Annotated in this window: 14 protein-coding genes; 1 reads left to right on the top strand and 13 read right to left on the bottom strand. The window is 65.9% G+C overall.

Annotated elements, in window-relative coordinates; all coding sequences use genetic code 11:
* Positions 1-975 (bottom strand): NAD-dependent epimerase/dehydratase family protein, encoded by a 975-nt coding sequence (locus tag AB7G19_RS28995; protein ID WP_441268593.1) that lies wholly within the window; start codon positions 973-975, stop codon positions 1-3.
* A gap of 16 nt (positions 976-991) precedes the next feature.
* Positions 992-2,461: a dihydropyrimidinase gene (gene hydA, locus AB7G19_RS29000; RefSeq protein WP_441268594.1), complete on the bottom strand. Its 1,470-nt coding sequence runs from the start codon at positions 2,459-2,461 to the stop codon at positions 992-994.
* A gap of 56 nt (positions 2,462-2,517) precedes the next feature.
* On the opposite strand from hydA (AB7G19_RS29000), the gene AB7G19_RS29005 reads away from it, so the two are divergent.
* Positions 2,518-3,180, top strand: coding sequence for an aspartate/glutamate racemase family protein (locus tag AB7G19_RS29005; RefSeq protein WP_441268595.1), 663 nt, complete (start codon positions 2,518-2,520; stop codon positions 3,178-3,180).
* Here the strand turns inward: AB7G19_RS29005 and AB7G19_RS29010 are convergent.
* The 11 genes from AB7G19_RS29010 to AB7G19_RS29060 form a co-directional block, all read right to left on the bottom strand.
* Positions 3,177-3,845 carry a flavin reductase family protein gene (locus AB7G19_RS29010; RefSeq protein WP_441268596.1) on the bottom strand — a complete coding sequence of 223 codons (669 nt, stop codon included), beginning with the start codon at positions 3,843-3,845 and terminating at the stop codon, positions 3,177-3,179. The genes AB7G19_RS29005 and AB7G19_RS29010 overlap by 4 nt on opposite strands.
* Before the next feature lie 5 nt (positions 3,846-3,850).
* Positions 3,851-4,783 carry an N-carbamoyl-D-amino-acid hydrolase gene (locus AB7G19_RS29015; RefSeq protein ID WP_441268597.1) on the bottom strand — a complete coding sequence of 311 codons (933 nt, stop codon included), beginning with the start codon at positions 4,781-4,783 and terminating at the stop codon, positions 3,851-3,853.
* Positions 4,784-4,889: 106 nt separating this feature from the next.
* Positions 4,890-6,572, bottom strand: coding sequence for a long-chain-fatty-acid--CoA ligase (locus AB7G19_RS29020; RefSeq protein ID WP_441268598.1), 1,683 nt, complete (start codon positions 6,570-6,572; stop codon positions 4,890-4,892).
* On the bottom strand, positions 6,569-7,864 hold the full coding sequence (locus AB7G19_RS29025; RefSeq protein ID WP_441268599.1) for a class-III pyridoxal-phosphate-dependent aminotransferase: 1,296 nt from the start codon (positions 7,862-7,864) through the stop codon (positions 6,569-6,571). Before AB7G19_RS29025 ends, AB7G19_RS29020 begins: the two co-directional genes overlap by 4 nt.
* Before the next feature lie 10 nt (positions 7,865-7,874).
* Positions 7,875-9,455, bottom strand: a complete 1,581-nt coding sequence (locus AB7G19_RS29030) for a hydantoinase B/oxoprolinase family protein (RefSeq protein ID WP_441268600.1) — start codon at positions 9,453-9,455, stop codon at positions 7,875-7,877.
* Complete coding sequence (locus AB7G19_RS29035) at positions 9,452-11,461, bottom strand: hydantoinase/oxoprolinase family protein (RefSeq protein WP_441268601.1); 2,010 nt, start codon at positions 11,459-11,461, stop codon at positions 9,452-9,454. Before AB7G19_RS29035 ends, AB7G19_RS29030 begins: the two co-directional genes overlap by 4 nt.
* Positions 11,462-11,886: 425 nt before the next feature.
* A complete protein-coding gene (gene pdxR / locus AB7G19_RS29040; protein ID WP_441268602.1) occupies positions 11,887-13,434 on the bottom strand; it encodes a MocR-like pyridoxine biosynthesis transcription factor PdxR in 1,548 nt (515 codons plus the stop codon).
* 159 nt (positions 13,435-13,593) lie between these two features.
* Positions 13,594-15,027 carry an NAD-dependent succinate-semialdehyde dehydrogenase gene (locus AB7G19_RS29045; RefSeq protein ID WP_441268603.1) on the bottom strand — a complete coding sequence of 478 codons (1,434 nt, stop codon included), beginning with the start codon at positions 15,025-15,027 and terminating at the stop codon, positions 13,594-13,596.
* Positions 15,028-15,205: 178 nt separating this feature from the next.
* Positions 15,206-16,615 (bottom strand): dihydropyrimidinase, encoded by a 1,410-nt coding sequence (hydA, locus tag AB7G19_RS29050; protein ID WP_441268604.1) that lies wholly within the window; start codon positions 16,613-16,615, stop codon positions 15,206-15,208.
* Between the two features lie 12 nt (positions 16,616-16,627).
* Entirely contained in the window at positions 16,628-17,368 is a 741-nt protein-coding gene (locus tag AB7G19_RS29055) for a maleate cis-trans isomerase family protein (RefSeq protein ID WP_441268605.1), read from the bottom strand.
* Positions 17,369-17,489: 121 nt separating this feature from the next.
* Positions 17,490-18,911 carry a PepSY-associated TM helix domain-containing protein gene (locus tag AB7G19_RS29060; RefSeq protein ID WP_441268606.1) on the bottom strand — a complete coding sequence of 474 codons (1,422 nt, stop codon included), beginning with the start codon at positions 18,909-18,911 and terminating at the stop codon, positions 17,490-17,492.

The raw sequence follows: 18,911 nt of genomic DNA on the forward strand, positions 1-18,911 counted from the left end.
TCAGATCCACTCCTTGTGCTGGGTCAACCAGGCGCTCATCGCGGCGGCGGATTCAGCGCAGCCGAGCTGCGCGCGCCAGCCGAACTCATCCGCCATCCGCGTCACCGACAGCGGCGCGCGATAGGATCCATGCAGCTTGATGGCCGTCTGCTCGCCGGGCGCCGCAAGCCGGCATTGCAGGCCGGGATGCAGCGCCGCAAAGGCCTCGCCCCATTGCAACGCTGGCCATAGCCCACCGCGGGAGATGTTGTAGAGCCGATGGCGCGGCCGCTCCGCTTCGATGAGCAGTGCGACGGCTTCGGCCGCATCCGGCGCGTAGATCCAGTCTCTCATGCCTGCTTCAGGCATGACCGCCGGCTCGCCGCGCGCAAACGCAGCCAGGATCTGGTACTGGAGACTTGGCGTGTCGCGTACCGAGCCGGGCCGCTCCCATGGACCGAACACGGCGCTCAGACGCACGCTCAGGAAATCGCCGCCAAAGAGTTCGGCATGGCGAGCGACAGAGCGCTCCGAGGTGAACTTGCTGATCGCATAGAACGAGATGGGATCGCAGGGCGTCTCCTCGTCCAGAATGTCGACCCGCCCACCGGATGCGCCATAAGCCGAGGCCGACGACAGATTGACGACACGGCGAACGCCATGACGGACCGCCGCGAGCAGGATGGGGATTTGCGCCATCACGTTGATTTCGAGGACGCGCGAGGTCGACGCTCGCTCGAGTTCATCGCCGGCCGTCACCGCGGCGCCCAGCACGACCGCATCGCAACCCGCGGCAATGAGGGCGTCGATTGCGTCTGCGTCGGTGATATCGCCCTGCACGGCTTTGAGCCGTGCGCCGTAGTCAGCAAGCGATCGCCGCGCGGATGGCGCCAACTCTGCGCGGTCATACAGCGTGACGTCATGCCCGCGCCCCAGCAGCACCTCGGCGAGGTTGAGGCCGACAAAGCCGGTGCCGCCGAAGATGACGATCTTCATCGCGCGCGATCCACCATCACAGTAGCTTCGCCCCGAAATTCCGCTCGGGATCCATGTCGGCAACGAGCCGCCCCGTCGGCTTTGCCGCCTCGCCGCCGCCGCGCGCCAGGAATTTTCCGCTGCCGGCAGTCGCGAGACACTTGTTGCCATCGACGATGACGCGGCCGCGCGAGAGCACCGACACCGGCCAGCCCTTCAGCTTGCGGCCCGCGAACGGCGTGTAGCCGGCGAGATCGTGCATCATCTCGTCGGCGATTACGGTCTCGCGATTGGGATCCCAGATCGCGATATCGGCATCGGCGCCGACCGCGATCGAGCCCTTGCGCGGATGCAGATTGTAGATCTTGGCCGGCGCCGTCGCGGTCAATTCCACGAACTTTTCAAGACCGAGCCGGCCCTTCGACACCATCGCGTCGAACAGCAGCGGCAGCCGCAGCTCCAGCCCCGGCAGGCCGTTCGCGACCTGCTTGAAGTTCGGGTTGGGTCCGGCGCGCAGCTTGCCGGTCTCGTCGTAGCGATACGGCGCATGATCCGACGAGATGGTCTGGAGATCGCCGAGCGACAGCGCCTGCCACAGCGCCTCCTGGTCGGCATACGTGCGTGGCGGCGGGCTGCACATCCACTTGGCGCCCTCGGCGCCCGGCTTGTCGAGATCGTTTGCGGTGAGGAACAGATATTGCGGACAGGTCTCGGCGAAGACCTTCAACCCTTGCCCGCGCGAATCGCGGATCACCTTGGCGCCTTCGGCCGTGGACACATGGAAGATCATGATGGGCTGGTCGATCAGCGCCGCCATGCCGATCAGTCGCGCAAAGGCTTCCGCTTCCGAGACGCGGGCATGGCTGACGGCGTGGTATTTCGGCATGGTGTAGCCGCGCGCAAGCAGGCGCTTCACCATCCAGGCGATGATGCCGTGATTTTCGGCATGGGCGCACAACATCGCGCCGGACTGGCGCGCGGCCAAGAGAATGTCGAGCAGCGGCTCGTCGTCGACCTTGAGCCGGTCATAGGTCATGAAGATCTTGATCGAGCCATGGCCCTGCTTCACCAGCGCCGGAATGTGCTCCTCGACCGTCTCCTTGGTCGCGTCGGCAATGATCATGTGGAAGGCGTAGTCGATCACGGCGCCCTTCTTGGCCAGCGCGTGATAATCCTCCACCACCTGCGGCAGCTTCATGCCGACATGCTGTGCCGCGAACGGAATTACCGTGGTGGTGCCGCCGAAAGCGGCGGAGACGGTCGCGCTCTCGAAGGTGTCGGCATTCATGATGCCGGCCGCGGACAGCTGCTCGATATGCGCATGGCTGTCGACGCCGCCGGGCAGCACCAGCTTGCCGCCCGCATCGATCTCCCGTTTCGCCGCCGGAAGCCCGCGGCCGATCGCCGCGATGGTCTCGCCGGAGATGGCGACATCGGCCTCGAACACGTCGGTCGTGGTGGCGACGCGTCCGCCGCGGATGATCAGGTCGTATGTGGGTTCAGTCATGAGGCACTCCATGATATGCCTGAGCTACGTGATCGCCATTTCAAGGGAAGACCAACATGCCCCGGCCGCGCATTCTCGTCATCAATCCGAACTCCAACCCTGCGGTCACGCGAGGGCTGGAGGATGCGTTGAAGCCGCTCGGTTTCGAGGGTGGGCCGGAACTGGTCTGCCAGTCGCTGGCCGAGGGTCCGTTCGGCATTGAAAGCCAGGCCGATGTCGACGGCGTTGCGATGCCGCTGCGCCGGCTGGTCGAAGGCGACAACAGCTCGGCTGCGTTCGTCATCGCCTGCTACAGCGATCCCGGTCTTCAAGTCTGTCGCGAAGGCACCGACCGGCCGGTGTTCGGCATCGCCGAGTGCGGCGTGCTGACGGCGCTGGCCCGCGCCGAAACCTTCGGCGTCATCGCGATTGCCCAGCGCTCGATCCCGCGCCACATGCGCTACCTCAGGCAGATGGGCCTGACCGAGCGCCTCGCCGGCGAGCGGCCGCTCAACATGAGCGTTGCCGAAACCGCCTCGGGCGAGGGTACGCTGGCGAAGATGATCGAGGTCGGCCGCGCGCTGCGCGACGAGGACGGCGCCCGCGCCATCGTGATGGGCTGCGCCGGCATGGCGCGCCATCGCCGTCCGCTGGAGGACGCGCTTCGCATTCCCGTGATCGACCCGACGCAGGCGGCCGTCACCATGGCACTGGGTACGGTGCAGTTCTCGGCTCACTAGGCGTCCTTCAGCTCGTTGGCGTCCTGCCGCGCGAGCCATTGCGCGTGGCTCTCGCGCACAAGCGCAAACGTATCCCGCTGCGTCGTGTAGAGATTGCCGAACATGCGCCCGATCGGCCGGTAGGCGTCGAGATCGACATACATGTTGGCCTCGTCGACGAGGCCCTCCCGGGCATGAACCCGGAGCACCTCGCCGACCAGCAGTTCGCGATCGGGCGAGAAATTCAGTACGACGTGACGGCGGCATTCGAGAGCAAATGGTGCAGCCGCAAGGCGCGGCACCTTCACGTCAACTGAGGGAAGCGTCGCAAGCCCGGTCGCCGCGACCTCGCTGTCACCAGAGGGAAAATCGACCGCGCAATCATTCATCGCGGCAGACAGCGCCTCATCCACCATGTGAACCACGAACTCGCCGTCGCGATGGATGTTGCGGGTGGTGTCCTTCGGGCCGTGATCCGGCTTGTGCTGGAGCCCGAGCACGATCAGCGCGGGGCTTTCGGAGAAGACATTGAAGAAGCTGAAGGGCGCGGCATTCACCGCTCCGTTCGCGTCCAGCGTCGTCACCAGCGCGATCGGCCGCGGCACGACCACGCCGCAGAGCAGCTTGTAGCGGTCGCGCGGATCGAGCTCGCGCAAGGAAATGCCGGATGTGCTGTTGCCTGCCATCGGCGTCACTTCTCCGGCGGCGGCACCGCGCCGGTCTGGCTGGTGATCAGGCCGTAATGCTCGATGCGGCGATGCTGGGCAAAATTGAAGATCGTGGTCTTGCCGAACGTCGTGGCGTCGAGGTCGCAGGCGTGAACCAGGACCTCGTCGCCCTCCGTCTTGGCCTCGGCGACGATCTCGCCATCGGGATCGACGATCAGGCTGCCGCCGAACAGCGGATGGCCGTCCTCGACACCCGCCTTGGCCACCGCGACCACCCAGGTCGCGTTCTGATAGGCGCCGGCCTGCACCGAGAGACGGTTGTGGAACAGCCGCTTCTCGATGCCCTCCTCGCTCTTCTCGGCATTCACCGACGGCGTGTTGTAGCCGATCAGAACCATCTCGACGCCCTGCAGGCCCATGACGCGATAGGTCTCGGGCCAGCGCCGGTCGTTGCAGATGGCCATGCCGATGATGCCGCCCAGCTCGCGCCAGACGTTGAAGCCGAGATCGCCTGGCTCGAAATAGCGCTTCTCCAGATGCTGGTGCGAACGCTTGGTGTCGTAGTCCACATGGCCCGGCAAATGGACCTTGCGATATTTGCCGACGATCTTGCCGGACTTGTCGGTCAGGATCGCGGTGTTGAAGTGATGCCCGTCCGGCGTCAGCTCGGCATAGCCGAAATTCATCGCCATCTGATGCTGCGCCGCACGCTCGAACAGCGGCTTGGTCGCCGCATTCGGCATCTCGCGCTCGAACCAGATGTCGGCCTCCGCCCGGTCCTCCGAATACCAGCGCGGGAAGAACGTCGTCAGCGCCAGTTCCGGATAGACGATCAGGTCGGCGCCTTTGGCTTTCGCCTCGTCCATCAGCGCGATCATGCGCCTGACCACGGCCTCGCGGCTGTCGGCCTTCTGGATCGGGCCCATCTGGGCGGCGGCAACAGTGACGATACGCATCAGCGAGTTCCTGATTTCCTGGTGAGGCTGGGGATCGTAGCTTGAGGGGCGTGCCGGCGCGCGCAGCATAACGCGGTCTTGCGCCGTTTTTCCAGCCAACCAGCTTTCATGCCGTCCGCCCCCATTCGGCATCCTGCAAAAGCCGCCAGTTGATCTTGTTGCTGGCGGTGCGCGGCAGCTCATCGACGAAGACGACAGCGCGCGGCGCCTTGTAGCTGGCCATCGCGCCACGGGCCCAACCGACGATGTCGTCCGCCGAAATCGTCGCGCGCGCGGCTTCGTCCAGCACCACCAGCGCCTTGACGGTCTCACCGCGGTAGTCGTCGGGGGCCGAGACGATGCAGCATTCCCGGATGGCGCGGTTCTGGTACATCGCGGCCTCGACCTCGGCCGGCCACACCTTGAAGCCGCTGACATTGATCATCCGCTTCAGGCGGTCGACCGCGAAGAAATAGCCGTCGGCATCGCGATAGCCGAGATCGCCCGTGCGCAGGAACCGCTTGCCGGACAGTTCTATGAAGGACTCGGCATTGGCCTGCGGCCTGTTCCAGTAGCCTTGCAGCACTTGTGGCCCGTGCACGACGATCTCGCCGACGACATTGTCGTCGAGCTCGATCAAGGTCTCTGGATCGACGACCCTCGCATCGGTCTCGTGCACGGCAATGCCGAGACACTGGCGCTTCGGCGAAGCGATCGGATTGAGATGCGTCGGCGACATCGTCTCGGTCATGCCGTAGCCCTCGACGAAATCGAGGCCGAAGCGGCCTTTGAGCCGTTCGGCCACCGCAGTGGGCATCGCCGCACCACCTCCGGTCAGAACCTTGAGTTTCGCAAAGCACCGATCGCGGAACCGGACGCTGGCGAGCACGTCCACGATCATGGTCGGCGCGGCGTTCCAGAACGTCACGCCGTAGGTCTCGAACAGATCCGGCAGCAGATCCTTGTCCCAGCGCGCCATCAACAGCAGCGTGGCGCCTGTCACCACCGCCGCATTCATCGAGCCCTGCATGCCCGCGACGTGGAACAGGGGCATGAAGCCGGTCATCACATCGTCGCCGTCGAGCCCATACCAGCGTGCCTGCAAGACGGCCGTGAACAGCGCGCTGCGATGCGTATGCATGCAGGCCTTGGGATTGCCTGTTGTCCCCGAGGTGTAGGGCAGGATCATGAGATCGTCCGGCCCCGCGCTCATTGCGCCGGGCTGCAAACCTTGCGCGATCGCAGATGACCAGGAATGCCGGCCTGGCGACGGCGGCACCTCCGACGGCGCTTCAGTCACGCAGGACGGCAACGTGTAGGGCGTCGCGTCCGGGATCTCGTCGCGATACTGCGCGACGATCGTATGAGTGATAGCTTCGCCCGCCAGCGGCGCAAATATGTCGTTGAGCTCGCTTCCGATGATCGCGACCTTGGCGCCGCTGTCTTCGGCGAGATAGTCGATCTCGGCCGTCTTGTTCATGGGATTGACCGGCACGATCACGGCGTCCGCCCGCATCACCGCGTAGTAAGCGATGACATATTGCGGCGAGTTTTGCAGCGCGATCATGACGCGATCGCCGCGCGTCACGCCGCAAGCGTTCTGCAGGAAGCCGGCCAAGGCATCGACCCGTTCGCGTAGCTCGGCATAGCTCAGGCTCGCACCATAAAACACCGTCGCCGGATGCGATGGGCGATCCAGCGCGGCCCGAACAAGCGCGTCGTACAGCGTCCCCTCCGGCATCGCGAGATGCCAGGGCTCGTCCGCCGGCCAGGCCGGCGAGCGGTGGGACGCTGCGGGGTCTGCGCTCACCCGTGCTCCTCGTCTGCGATGTCGAGGCCGCGGTCGAGCGCATCCAGCAGCCGCTCGGCTTCCTGCTCCGAGATCACCAGCGGCGGCGCCAGGAACAGCGAAGTCTGCTCACCGCTGGTGCCGATCACCGCGCCGGCCTCCAGTGCCCGCTCCGCCACCCGCGAGGCGATCGGGACCACGGTGGTGTCGGCATGCCAGCTGCGCCAATCTGGACCGTAAAGCTCCACCGTCCAGTGCAGCCCCTGCCCCGCCACGCGCTGCACGCTCGGATGCTTCTGCGCGATCGCGAGCAGGCGGCGGGTAAAGAGCTTTTCGAGCTTCCGGACGTGCTCCAGAATCTTGTCGTCGCTGACGACTTTCAGGTACGCGCTCACCGCGGCCATGCTGATCGGATGGCCACGCAGCGTGCCGTAATTCTGCCAGCTCGAGCCCTTGAGCCGCTCGACAATGTCCTTCGACACCACGACCGCAGCCACCGCCGCCGCACCGCCGCCGAGCGATTTTCCGAGCGTCACGATATCGGGGCGGCTCTCCGCGCCCTGGAAGGCGAACCAGCGTCCTGCGCGGCCTGCGCCGGTGACGACCTCATCCGCGATCCAGTAGGAACCTGCCTGCCGCGCGCAGCGCGCCACCTCGTCCTGATAGGCGCCGTCGTAATAGATGCCGCCCTGGGTGTAGTCGATGATCGTCGCCGCGGTGTCCGAGAGCAGACGCGTGGCATCCGCCAGATATTCGCTGGGCGGCGTGTTGTTGGCCGGCGCGCCATAGATGGCGCCATCCGGCGCCGGGAGGATCCGCACCGGTGCCATCGGCGCCGGCAGCTTCGAGCCGCCGGAGTGCACCGCGAGGCCGCCGTGCCATTGCGGCTGCACCGTCATGCTGCGCGACAGGCCGGTGATGCCGTGATAGGCGCGCTCGCGCGTCGCCAGCGCAGACCGCTGCGTCAGCGCCTGGCAGAGCGACAGCGCCATGTCGTTGGCCTCGCTGCCGCTGATGCAGAAGCGCACTGCGCCGACCCAGTCGTCTTCGCCCTTGAATGCCGTAGCCATCAGATCGTCGGCCGCCTGCTCACGGCCGACCCAGGTCCAGCCTTCGTTCACGACGGGCGTATCGGCCGCGCGGCGGATCGCCTCCACCATCGCCGGGTGACGATGGCCGAGGCCGCCGCCGGTGTTGCTGCCGTCAATCAGCTTGCGGCCATCGGACAGGTGAAAGTAGACGCCCTCGCCGCCGACGACGGCCATGGGCGCGCTGTCGCCCGCGTTCAGCCCGGTTCGCAACAATCTGCTCATCGCAATCCCCTCACTCCGCGGCCGCGGCGCCATAGCCGCCGCCGCCGCACATCTCGATCGTGACGAGATCGTCTTGCTGCAACACCAGGTTCGATTTGCCGTCGATGGCAACGTTCGCGCCCTGCCTGATCAGCGAGATGCGGCAGGCCTTGCCGGGTTCGCCGCCCTGCATGCCGAACGGCGCAATCACCATGCGCTCGATGCAGGTGGTCAAGTGCATCGAGGGTGCGAGGATGCGATAGGTGCGAACCGAGCCGTCACCGCCGCGATGCGCCCCCGCGCCGCCGGAATGCCGGCGAATGGCCTGCTGCTCCAGGCGGATCGCGTAGCTCGCCTCGATCACCTCGACCGGCGTGTTCGACGTGTTGGACAGATGCACGCGCGTCGCCGACATGCCGGCCCGATCATGCCGCGCACCTTCGCCGCCGCCGTGGACCTCGTAGAGCATCTTCCAGGAGCCGTTCTGCCGCGGTTCGGCGAAGAACAGAACACCTGCGGTGGTCGCGCCGCCGGCCGACAGTCGTTCGGGGATGGTGTCCTGCATCGCGCGGAAAATCGCATCGACGATGCGCATGGACGTCTCGTGGTTGCCGGCGGCCACGGACGCCATCCAGCCCGGCTCCAGGATCGAGCCCGGGCGCGTGATAATGGTCAAAGGCCGGAGCGCGCCGGCATTCTGATGCATGTCGCGCCCACTCATGATGCGTGCCGCATAGGCGACCGCCGAGCGCGCCATGAACGGCGTGGTGTTGCAGAAGTTGGAGACGCGGTCGCAGCTTCCGGAAAGGTCGAAGGTCGCCTCGTCGCCGCGAATGGTGATTTTCACATGGATGCGCGCAGGTGCATTGTTGACGCTGCCGTCGTCGAGATAGTCTTCGCCCTCGTAGACGCCGTCCGGCAGGTCGCGGAGCGCCTCCCGCATCTCGATTTCGGAGAGATCGTGCAGGCGCGACTGCGTCGCCGTGAACACCGCCTTGCCGTGCTCGCAGCAGAGCTCGACGATGCGCTTCTCACCGGCCTTGGTTGCCGCGATCTGAGCGAGCAGATCGCCCTCGCAGGACTCGGGATCGCGGACGTTGGCCTTGAGCAGCTGCACGATCGGCGTATTGACGCCGGCTGACGTGGCGATCAGCACCGGCGGAATCCGCATCGCCTCCTGAAAAGTGTCGATCGCCTTGGCAAAATAGCTGCCGGGCCAGGTGCCGCCGATGTCGGGCCAATGCGCGAGGCTCACCGCGAACGCCACGATCTCGCCGTCAACGAAGACGGGGCGCACCACCTTGACGTCGTTGAGGTGATTGCCGCCGAGCGCGCCGACATTGTAGATCACCACGTCGCCGTCGTTCAGGCTCTCGACCGGCACGACCTTCAGCAGTTCCGGGATCGTGTAGGCCATCGCGCCGAGATGGATCGGGATATCGCGGCCCTGCCCGACCAGGCCGCCGCGGCCATCCGTGATGGCGGATGACAGGTCGCCGGCCTCGCGCAGCAGCGGCGAGCGCGCCGAGCGCGTCATCACCAGGCTCATTTCCTCGGCCGCGGCCGAGAGCCCGTGCCTGATGACCTCGACGACGAACGGATCGAGCTTCATGCCGCCCTCCGCGTCAGGAACAGATTGCCTGATACATCGGGTTTAGCTTGCCAGCCCGGCGGGACCACGACCGTTGACCATGCGTCCTCGATGATCGCGGGGCCGCTGACGACATCGGTCAATTTGGCGCGATCGATGATCCCGGTCGGGATATCGTGGAGGCCGTCGAATGAGCAGGCCCGCTTGCCTGACGACACCGCCCTCACCGCAGTCGCCGGCCGGCTCACCACCGTCGTCGACGGGCGCCGCGCCTGCACGCGCACGGATTCGATGACGCAGGACTCGCTGGTCGCATAGCCGAACAGCTCGTGATGCCGCGCCAGAAAGTCCTTCTTCAGCTTGGTCACGTCGAGCGGCAACGTGAACGGCACCGGAATGGCATCATTCTGCGCCGCGTAGCGCATCAGCGCCACCAGCTCGACCTGGATCTCCGCCTGCGCAACGCCGTTGGCGATCAGCGGCGCCGAAGCATCGTCCATCAACGTCCCGATCCGCTCCGACACCCGCGCGAGATCGATGCCGTCGAGGGCGGCGCGTAGCGTCTGCTGCTGGAGGAAGCTGAAATCGGCGGTGAGACAGCCCAGCGCCGAGAACGCGCTCGAGGCGCTCGGCACCACGACCTCGGCAATCCCGTAGAGATCGGCAAGACCTGCGGCATGCATCGGGCCGCCGCCACCGAAGGCGAGCAGCGTGCAGTCGCGCCCGTCGATGCCTCGTTCGACCGTGACGCGGCGAAGCGCGCGGGCCATCGTCGCGTTGGCGACCTTGATGATGCCGAGCGCGGTTTCGGTCAGGCTCAGCCCCAGGGCGCGCGCAATCGGCTCGATGACGCGTTCCGCGGCCTTGATGTCGATGCCGATGCGGTCGCCAAGCTTGGTCTCGGGATTGAGATAGCCCAGCACGGCATTGGCGTCGGTGATGGTCGGCTCAAGGCCGCCGCGGCCATAGCAGGCCGGCCCCGGCTCGGAGCCGGCGCTCTCTGGCCCGACCGTCAGGCCGCCCGGACCGTTTCGCACGATCGATCCGCCGCCGGCCCCGATGGAATGGACCGCAAGCATCGGCTGACGCAGCGGCTTGTCGCCGAGCATGCGGCCGTCGGTCATCTCGGCCTGACCGTCGACGATCAGGCAGACGTCCGTCGTGGTACCACCCATGTCGAAGGTGAGCATACGCGATGTGCCGAGCTGGCGCGCGATGCTGACCGATGCGGAGACACCGGCGGCCGGCCCCGACATCGCCATCACCAGCGGCCGCCGCTTCACGGCCGAGATCGGGACCATGGCTCCGGCCGAATGAAACACCTGCAAGCCGGCGCCGATCGGCAGCCGCTGCTCCAGCTCGCTGAGATATTCCACCGCGATCGGCATCGCGGCCGCGTTGAACACGGTCGCGGACGTCCGTTCGTATTCGCGCGCCTCGGGATTGACCTCATGCGACAGCGAGACGTGGGCGACGACGCCCTTGAGGCGCTCGCCCAGCATCTTTTCGTGCACGGGATTGGCGTAGGCGTGAAGCAGCGCCACGGCGACGCTCTGCACGCCGGTCTGCTTCAGCCAGGCCACCAGACGCTCGATCTCGGTCTCATCCAGCGCCTTCAGCACCCGGCCCTCGTGATCGAGGCGCTCGGCGAGCCCAAAGCTTCGTTCGGGCGGCACCAAAGGCGGTGATTTCGGCGGAATGTCGAGACGATAGAGATCGCGGCGGCGATAGCGCGCGATCTCGAGCACATCGGCGAACCCTTCGGTCGCGACCAGCGCGACCTTCGGCAGCCGGTTCTCGACGATGGCGTTGGTGACGCGCGTGGTGCCGTGCACGAAGCGCTTGACCTCGCTCTTGCGCAGGCCCACCGCCTCGATCGCCTCCAACATCGCCTGAACCGGCGCGTCGGGGCGCGACGGCACTTTTGCGATCCGCGCCTCCACGGAGTCACGCCTGATCGCAATGATGTCGGTGAAGGTGCCGCCGATATCGGTGCCGACTTCCCAGTGATTTTCGGAGGAACTCATGTGCGGGGTCAGTTACGGATGACGTCCGAACCGGACGCCGGGTGCCTGCCGTCCATCGCGACGTCCAATGCCGATCCGAGAGCGCTCATCATCATCCCCTGTCATGCCACCGCCTGCGAGCGTGCGACAGAGCGATGGGCTCGGGATAGGGCCAGAGTTGTCGCAAACCACTAGACCAGCGCAGGACCGGCATCACGCGGTGCAACACCATCTGCACGTTTTGGTGCAGCACTGCACGCGCAGAGAGCACACGAACGCGAACCGTTCCACGCGACAAACGTGCAGCGCACCACGGATTTCTCGGCGCAAATCCTGACGCCCGCCGCACCGCAATCGGAGCACTCAAAAACGTCTGTCTAATTTCCAGGCGATTGAACGGCGTTGCGGGATAGCCGCATGCCTACGAGCTATGCACGACGGTCGGCTCAGCTTCTCTTTATTGTACGAACAGTAAGAGAGGATATTGCCGGGTCGGATGGTGCATTGCGGCGACCGCTGCCGATGCGAGCCGCGATTCTCGCAAGCAGCGGCGCGGCGTCCTCGACCCGCAGCCGCCCGTAGCCGAACACCAGGCCCTGCCGCGTCGGCTGCTCCAGAAAGTTTTGCGAGAGCGGCTGGACGTGGATGCCGGCCTGCTTCAGGACCGCGGCCGCTTCCCGATCGCTCATCCGTGCCTGCATTGCTTCAGTGAACAGCGCCACCAGATGCAATCCGGTGACGGCGGAGGATACGGTGAGATCGTCAGGCATCAGCGCTGTGATCGCATCGATCAGTGCCTTCCGGCGCGCGGCGTAGATCCGCCGCATCCCGCGCAGATGCCGCAGCAGGTGCCCTTCCCGCATGAACTCGGCCAGAGCGAGCTGTCCGATGCCGGAGGTATGCACATCGATGCGCGCGCGGCCCCTGGAAAAGCCTTCGATGAAATGCCTGTTGGCGACGATGTAGCCGAGCCGCAAATTCGGCATCATGGTCTTCGAGAAGGTACCGAAATAGATCACCCGCCCCTCACGATCGAGCGAGCGCAACGAGGCGATCATGCTGTCCTGGTGCCTGAACTCCGAATTGTAATCGTCCTCGATCACCCAGACGTCGTTCTTGTTGGCCCAATCGAGCAGCTCGAGCCGCCGCTCCAGCCCCATGCTGACGCCGAGCGGATATTGATGCGACGGCGTCACCACGATCAGCTTCGCACCCGGCGCGCGCCTGATACCTTCGGAGACGACGAGGCCCTTGTCATCGACTGGAAGTGGAACGAGCTTCGCGCCGGCGGCCGTCAGCGCCCACCGGGCCTCGACGAAACCGGGCTCCTCGACCCAGACCTCGTCGCCGGGATCGAGGATCATCCGGCTGCAGAAATCAAGCGCGCCCGATGTGCCTGAGGTGACGACGACCTCTTCCGGCGAGCAGACGAGCCCGCGCACCGAGCCGAGGAAGTTCGCGATCTCGCTCCGCAATCGCGGATGGCCTTCCGAGGGAAGATCGAGGCATTCCTGCTCTTTCGGATTTTGCCAGGACTGGCGCAGCAGGCGCGACCATTCCTTGAACGGGAAGGTCGAGACGTCGGGTGCGCCGGGCGCGAACACGGACGGCCAATTGGTCTCGTAATCCAGACCAAGCAGCGATCGCCAACGCTCCGACATGTGGGCGGGCTTGCTCGCAGGCGACGTAACGGACGAAAGCTCCGCATGCGGGGCTGCAACGGCGGCCACCATGACGCTGCCCCGCGGCGTCGATTCAAGATAACCCTCGGCGTAGAGCAGATCCCAGGCGGTCAACACCACCGTGCGCGAGCAGCCCAATTCGCGCGCGATCTCCCGGGATCCCAGAAATTGCGTTCCAGCCGGAAAGACGCCGCGCAAAATGCCGTCGCGGATGTGCGCCGCGATCTGCAGATGCAGCGGCACGGCCGACGTCCGGTCGATATGCATCCCGGCAAGGGACACGCGCTTGCTCGGGTGACGGCTGTTGTCCATGTCTCGCCCGTCAGGCAAGGAATTGTAGCCCGCATGGAGCGAAGCGAAATGCGGGGAGACCGTCCCGGATTGCGCTTCGCTCCATCCGGGCTACACGGCCCCACATACAAGTGCGTGGGGTGGGTCAGCGCAAGCCTAACCCACCCCACGAGATCTCGCTTACGTGCTCGCCTGGGTCACGAACTTCGTGTTCAGGTAACCCTCGATCGCCTCGAGGCCGCCCTCGGAGCCGTAGCCGGAATCCTTGATGCCGCCGAACGGCACTTCCGGCAGTGCGAGGCCATGGTGGTTGATCGAGACCATGCCGCTCTCGATATCGGAACCGATCGCCTGCATCGTCTTGGTCGAGGTCGTGTAGGCATAGGCCGCAAGGCCGTAAGGCAGGCGGTTCGCCTCGGCCACCACCTCGTCATAGCTGCGGAACGAGGTGATCGGCGCCAGCGGTCCGAACGGCTCCTCGTTCATGATGCGGGCATCGCGCGGCACGTCGGTGATGACAGTCGGCTCGAAGAAGAAGCCTTCGTTGCCGATGCGCTTGCCGCCGGCCTGGACCTTGGCGCCGCGCTGCACAGCGTCGGAGACCAGACCTTCCATGGCGTCGACGCGTCGCGGGTTCGCCAGCGGACCCATGCGGGTGTCCTTGTCGAGGCCGTTGCCGACCTTGAGGCTCTTGGCCGCCGCCACGAACTTGTCGACGAAGGGCTGATAGACGCTTTCGTGCACCAGGAAGCGCGTCGGCGAGACGCAGACCTGGCCGGCATTGCGGAACTTGTTGGCCGAGAGAATCTTGGCGGCGTTGTCGAGATCAGCGTCCGCGAACACGATCGCCGGCGCGTGGCCGCCGAGCTCCATGGTGACGCGCTTCATGTGCAGGCCCGCGAGCGCGGCGAGATGCTTGCCGACGGCGGTCGAGCCGGTGAAGCTGATCTTGCGGATGATCGGGTGCGGAATGAGATATTCCGACACTTCCGACGGCACGCCGAACACCAGCTGGACGACGCCGGCCGGAATGCCCGCGTCGGCATAGGCGCGCACCAGCTCCATGCAGCTTGCCGGGGTTTCTTCCGGGCCCTTGACGATGATCGAGCAGCCGGCGGCAAGCGCGGCCGAGATCTTGCGGACCGCCTGGTTGATCGGGAAATTCCAGGGCGTGAACGCGGCGACCGGGCCGACCGGCTCCTTGGTCACGAGCTGGGAGACGTTGCCCATCCGCGGCGGCACGATGCGGCCATAGGCGCGGCGGGCTTCCTCGGAGAACCAGTCGATGAGGTCGCCGGCAAGCATGGTCTCGCCCTGCGCTTCCACGACCGGCTTGCCCTGCTCCATGGTCATCACGGGCGCGATCTCGGCGGCGCGCGAGCGGATGATGTCGGCGGCCTTGCGCATCAGCTTGTAGCGGTCGAACGGCGAAGTCTTGCGCCAGATCTCGAAGCCGGCCTTGGAGGCCTCCAGCGCGCGGTCGAGGTCCTGGCGCGAGGCGTGCGGGGTCTTGCCGATCGGCTGGCCGGTGGCGGGGTTGAGGATGTCCTCCGACTTGCCGGAGGTGCCGTCGGTCCACTCGCCGGCGATGAACATCTGAACTTTCGGGTACATCCCTGGTGTCTCCTGCATGATTTCGGCGGCGATCAGCATTGGCGCCCACCGCCTAACAAGTGGGCGCAGAGCTACACCGAAAGGCGGCCGGCGAAAAGGGATCAATGATGCCGCAGCAGCGCGAGGATGGTATGCGCAACAGACGACATGGCGTCGTCCCGATACGATTATTTTTCCGTCACACCAGGCTCGACTTGCCGCGGCTAAGCACCTCGCCCGCGCCCTTGTCGCCGACGATCCTGCCCTGCTCGTACACCACGCGGCCCCGCGCGATGGTGGTGACGGGCCAGCCGGTGACGTCAAAGCCTTCCCACGGCGTATAGTCGGAGCCATGGTGCAAATCGGCCTGCTGAATCGTCTTTGTCAGCCTCGGGTCCCACAGCGCGATGTCGGCGTCGAAGCCGACGCCGATCGAGCCTTTGCGCGGATAGAGCCCGTAGATCCGCGCATGATTGGTCGCAGTCAGCTCGACGAATTTCTGCAAGCTGATCCGCCCCTTCGACACGCCCTCGGAGAACAGGATCGGCAACCGGGTCTCGACGCCGGGGATGCCATTCGGCACCCAGCGGAACGAGGTGCGGGAATTCGGCGTCAGCTTGCCCTTGGGATCGTCGTAGCGGAACGGGCAGTGATCGGACGAGAAGGTCTGGAACACACCCGTGGTGATCCCTTCCCAGATCGCCTGCTGGCTTTCGGCATCGCGCGGCGGCGGCGAGCAGACATACTTTGCGCCTGACATGTCCATGTTCAGGCCTTTCATGTCGTTGGCCGTCAGCGTGATGTATTGCGGGCAGGTCTCGGCATGCACCGGCAGTCCGCGCTGCTGGGCCCAGCGCACCTGCTCCATCGCCTCGCGCCCGGAGACGTGGACGATCATGATGGGGACGCCGATCACCTCGGCATGGCTGATGGCGCGATGCGTCGCCTCGCGCTCGACGGCCTGCGGCCGCGAGGTGCCGTGATAATAGGGCGCGATATGGCCCTCGCGTTCGAGCTTGGCCGTGAGGAAACGGATCGCGTCGTAGCCCTCGCAATGGACCATGACCAGCGCCTCCTCGCGGCGAGCGACGTCGAACACTTCCAGCAACTGCTTGTCGCTGAGCACGAGGTCGTCATAGGTCATGAACACCTTGAACGAGGTGTAGCCGTCCTTGACGAGAGCCGGCAGCTCCTGCCCGAGCACGACCGCGGTGGGGTCGGAGATGATGAGGTGGAAAGCGGTGTCGATGTAGCACTCGCCCTCGGCGAGCTTGCGGTAGTTCTCGACGCAGGTGCGCAGCGACGTCCCCTTCTCCTGGAGCGCGAAGGGCAGCACCATGGTGTTGCCGCCGGCCGCCGCCGCGCGCGTTGCCGAGGCAAAATCGTCGGCCATCACGACGTCGGGGCCGGAGGCCTGGGAGATGTGGACGTGACTGTCGATGCCTCCCGGCAGCGCCAGCAGCCCCGTCGCGTCGATCTCGCGCGCCGCGCCTTCAATGCGGTCGGCGATGCTGACGATGCGTCCGTCGCGAATGCCGATATCGGCGCGAAACTCGTCGCTGGCCGTCACGATGGTGCCGCCGCGAATGGCGAGATCGAGCTGCGTCACAGGAGGGCTCCGTCACTTGATGATCGCTGATGTCTGGAAGATCCGGCCCCACGCCGCAAGGGCCGCGATGTCGCCACCGGCGAGTTCGAGCGTCCGCCACAGCGTGACCGCGACCGAGTCCAGCACGGCGATGCCCAACTCCCGTTCGAGTGCTGCAGCCAGCGCGGCGCCGTCGAGATTGGTGCAGAGAATGACGACGGCATCGGCGCCGTCCGCCGCGACCGCGCGGATCATGTCGGCAATCGTCGCGGGCGTGACCTCACCAAAGGAAAAGTTATCGCGCAGGCCGAGATGCCGCTCGGCGTGAGGGGCGATCCCCTCCTCGGCCCAGACATCGCCGATACGCCGTTGCACATCGTCCGTATAGGGGGCGACCAGGCCGACGCGTCCGGCGCCGAGCGCGCGGACGGCGTCGATGCAGGCGAGCGTGGAGGTCGTCGCCGGGATATCGGTCCGCGCCGCGATCGCCTCGCACAGGCTCCGGTCGCGGCCGATACCGAGCCAGCTTGCCGACGTGCCGTTCCAGGCAATGGCATCGACCTTGGCGTCCGCCAGCAGATCCGCCGCCGGCAGCATCACCGAGGCATCGAACTGGTTCAGCGCCGCGGCATCGAGCGCGATCTCGGTGACGCGGAAGCGCGAGAAATGAGCGGTGACGCCGGCCACGCCATGCAGCATGGAACAGGTGACGGGCTCCAGCACCGAGTTGGACGACGGGGTCATCATGCCGAGGCGCTTGCGCTGAATTGACATCGATCACGATCGCCCCATTGAGAGAGCGCACCGCTGCGCCCCCTCGGACGATCATCCGCGCCTGCCATCGCCCGCGCAACCCGCAATCTGCATGGCGCATATGATTTGTTCGATACGCAGCTCAAGCCGTGAAGGTCGACCGCAAGCGCCGCCAGCCGATCACGATGCCGGTGACGGAAAATGCCAGCCCGAACAAGCAGAGCCCGACGACCAGGATATCGCGCAGACGCGGGTGCGCCATGAGAACGGGAAAATCGAGCGTGTGAAGCGCACCGTAGAACCAGCGATAGGCCCGCCGCGAGGCATCCAGTCTTTGCAGCACGCGGCCGTCGGCACCGTCGATGTCGAACCAGAGGTCGCCGCATCGGGAGCGATAGACGGGCGCTCCGGGGACAGCCGAGTGCGCGGGATAGTCGTCATTGTCGGCTAGAACGGACGGGGCGCCGCAACCCGGCGCAAGGCGCGTCGTCAGGTCATGGACATCCTTCTCGCCGAGGAATGCCACCTGCCGGCTGCGGATCGCCTCCTCCGTTTTAGTCAAGGTCTGACTGGCGAGGCCGGTCCGGTCGCGCCGGTAGACAACACCGTTGACGGCGAACCATTCGACTTCGCGAGCCGACGGCTGACCGACCGGTGGGGCCGTCGTCCAGTCCGGCGCGGCATACACCACGCCTGCTTCGGTCGGGGTCAGCTCCCCGCGCGAGAACAGCCGGCCGTGATCCATCGAGAGCCAGCCACTGAAACTCCAGGTCAGCACGAAAACGGTCGCGACGAGACCAATGATGTGATGCAGTGCGTGCCAGCCGCGATAAGGCGACGAGACCCCGCGCCCTCGAATCCTGATCCTGATAATTCCGAGCACCGCGCCGAGCGTCGCCGCGATAAAAGCCACCAGCGACAATGTCGAGACCACCTGATCCCAAAGGGACCAGTTGCTCCTCAGGACCGTCGGATAGATCCAGTGCAGGACGCTGCCGGCCCAATTCCAGCCGCGTTCGCTGCGGGTCGTATCCAGCACGACTTCGCCGGTGCGCGAGGAGACATAGACCTCGGTTCCGGCCGCATCGCCAAGAGCGACGCGCAACAGAGGCCGGTGTCGATCAAAGCCGTTGGGTACGCTCCATTGATCATAATCCGCGCCCGAAATCATCGACGCCCGCGCGGCATCGAGCCCGCGTTGCCGGGCATGATCCCGCGCGATACCGACCGCGACGTCGGCGGACGTCACCGATGCATCCCGTCCGTCGGAGGCATGGACCGCACGCACACGCGACGGGTTCGACACGACATAGACCGGCCCGTCGCTCCGCTGGACCAGGCGAACGCGCGTGGCGTCCGCGATCCCGCTCGCGGCGACGGCCTCCGCGACCGCAATCCTCACCTCTCCGCCAGCCACCGGCGCGAGCCCGGCAAAACGTTCCGCTTCCGCCAATGACGGAAACGGGACGAAGTGCATCACGATTCCGCTCGCGAACCACATCGCGAACAGCAGGCAGAACGCGATCCCGAGCCAGCGATGCAGCAGCACGATCGCGTTCATCAT

The sequence above is a fragment of the Bradyrhizobium sp. 215_C5_N1_1 genome (assembly GCF_052075935.1).
Taxonomy (GTDB): domain Bacteria; phylum Pseudomonadota; class Alphaproteobacteria; order Rhizobiales; family Xanthobacteraceae; genus Bradyrhizobium; species Bradyrhizobium barranii.

Excerpts from the sequence above, each read along its gene's own strand:
- AB7G19_RS28995 (WP_441268593.1), bottom strand. The coding sequence starts at position 975 with ATGAAGATCGTCATCTTCGGCGGCACCGGCTTTGTCGGCCTCAACCTC.
- hydA (WP_441268594.1), bottom strand. The coding sequence starts at position 2,461 with ATGACTGAACCCACATACGACCTGATCATCCGCGGCGGACGCGTCGCC.
- AB7G19_RS29005 (WP_441268595.1), top strand. The coding sequence starts at position 2,518 with ATGCCCCGGCCGCGCATTCTCGTCATCAATCCGAACTCCAACCCTGCG.
- AB7G19_RS29010 (WP_441268596.1), bottom strand. The coding sequence starts at position 3,845 with ATGGCAGGCAACAGCACATCCGGCATTTCCTTGCGCGAGCTCGATCCG.
- AB7G19_RS29015 (WP_441268597.1), bottom strand. The coding sequence starts at position 4,783 with ATGCGTATCGTCACTGTTGCCGCCGCCCAGATGGGCCCGATCCAGAAG.
- AB7G19_RS29025 (WP_441268599.1), bottom strand. The coding sequence starts at position 7,864 with ATGAGCAGATTGTTGCGAACCGGGCTGAACGCGGGCGACAGCGCGCCC.
- AB7G19_RS29030 (WP_441268600.1), bottom strand. The coding sequence starts at position 9,455 with ATGAAGCTCGATCCGTTCGTCGTCGAGGTCATCAGGCACGGGCTCTCG.
- AB7G19_RS29035 (WP_441268601.1), bottom strand. The coding sequence starts at position 11,461 with ATGAGTTCCTCCGAAAATCACTGGGAAGTCGGCACCGATATCGGCGGC.
- pdxR (WP_441268602.1), bottom strand. The coding sequence starts at position 13,434 with ATGGACAACAGCCGTCACCCGAGCAAGCGCGTGTCCCTTGCCGGGATG.
- AB7G19_RS29045 (WP_441268603.1), bottom strand. The coding sequence starts at position 15,027 with ATGTACCCGAAAGTTCAGATGTTCATCGCCGGCGAGTGGACCGACGGC.
- AB7G19_RS29055 (WP_441268605.1), bottom strand. The coding sequence starts at position 17,368 with ATGTCAATTCAGCGCAAGCGCCTCGGCATGATGACCCCGTCGTCCAAC.
- AB7G19_RS29060 (WP_441268606.1), bottom strand. The coding sequence starts at position 18,911 with ATGATGAACGCGATCGTGCTGCTGCATCGCTGGCTCGGGATCGCGTTC.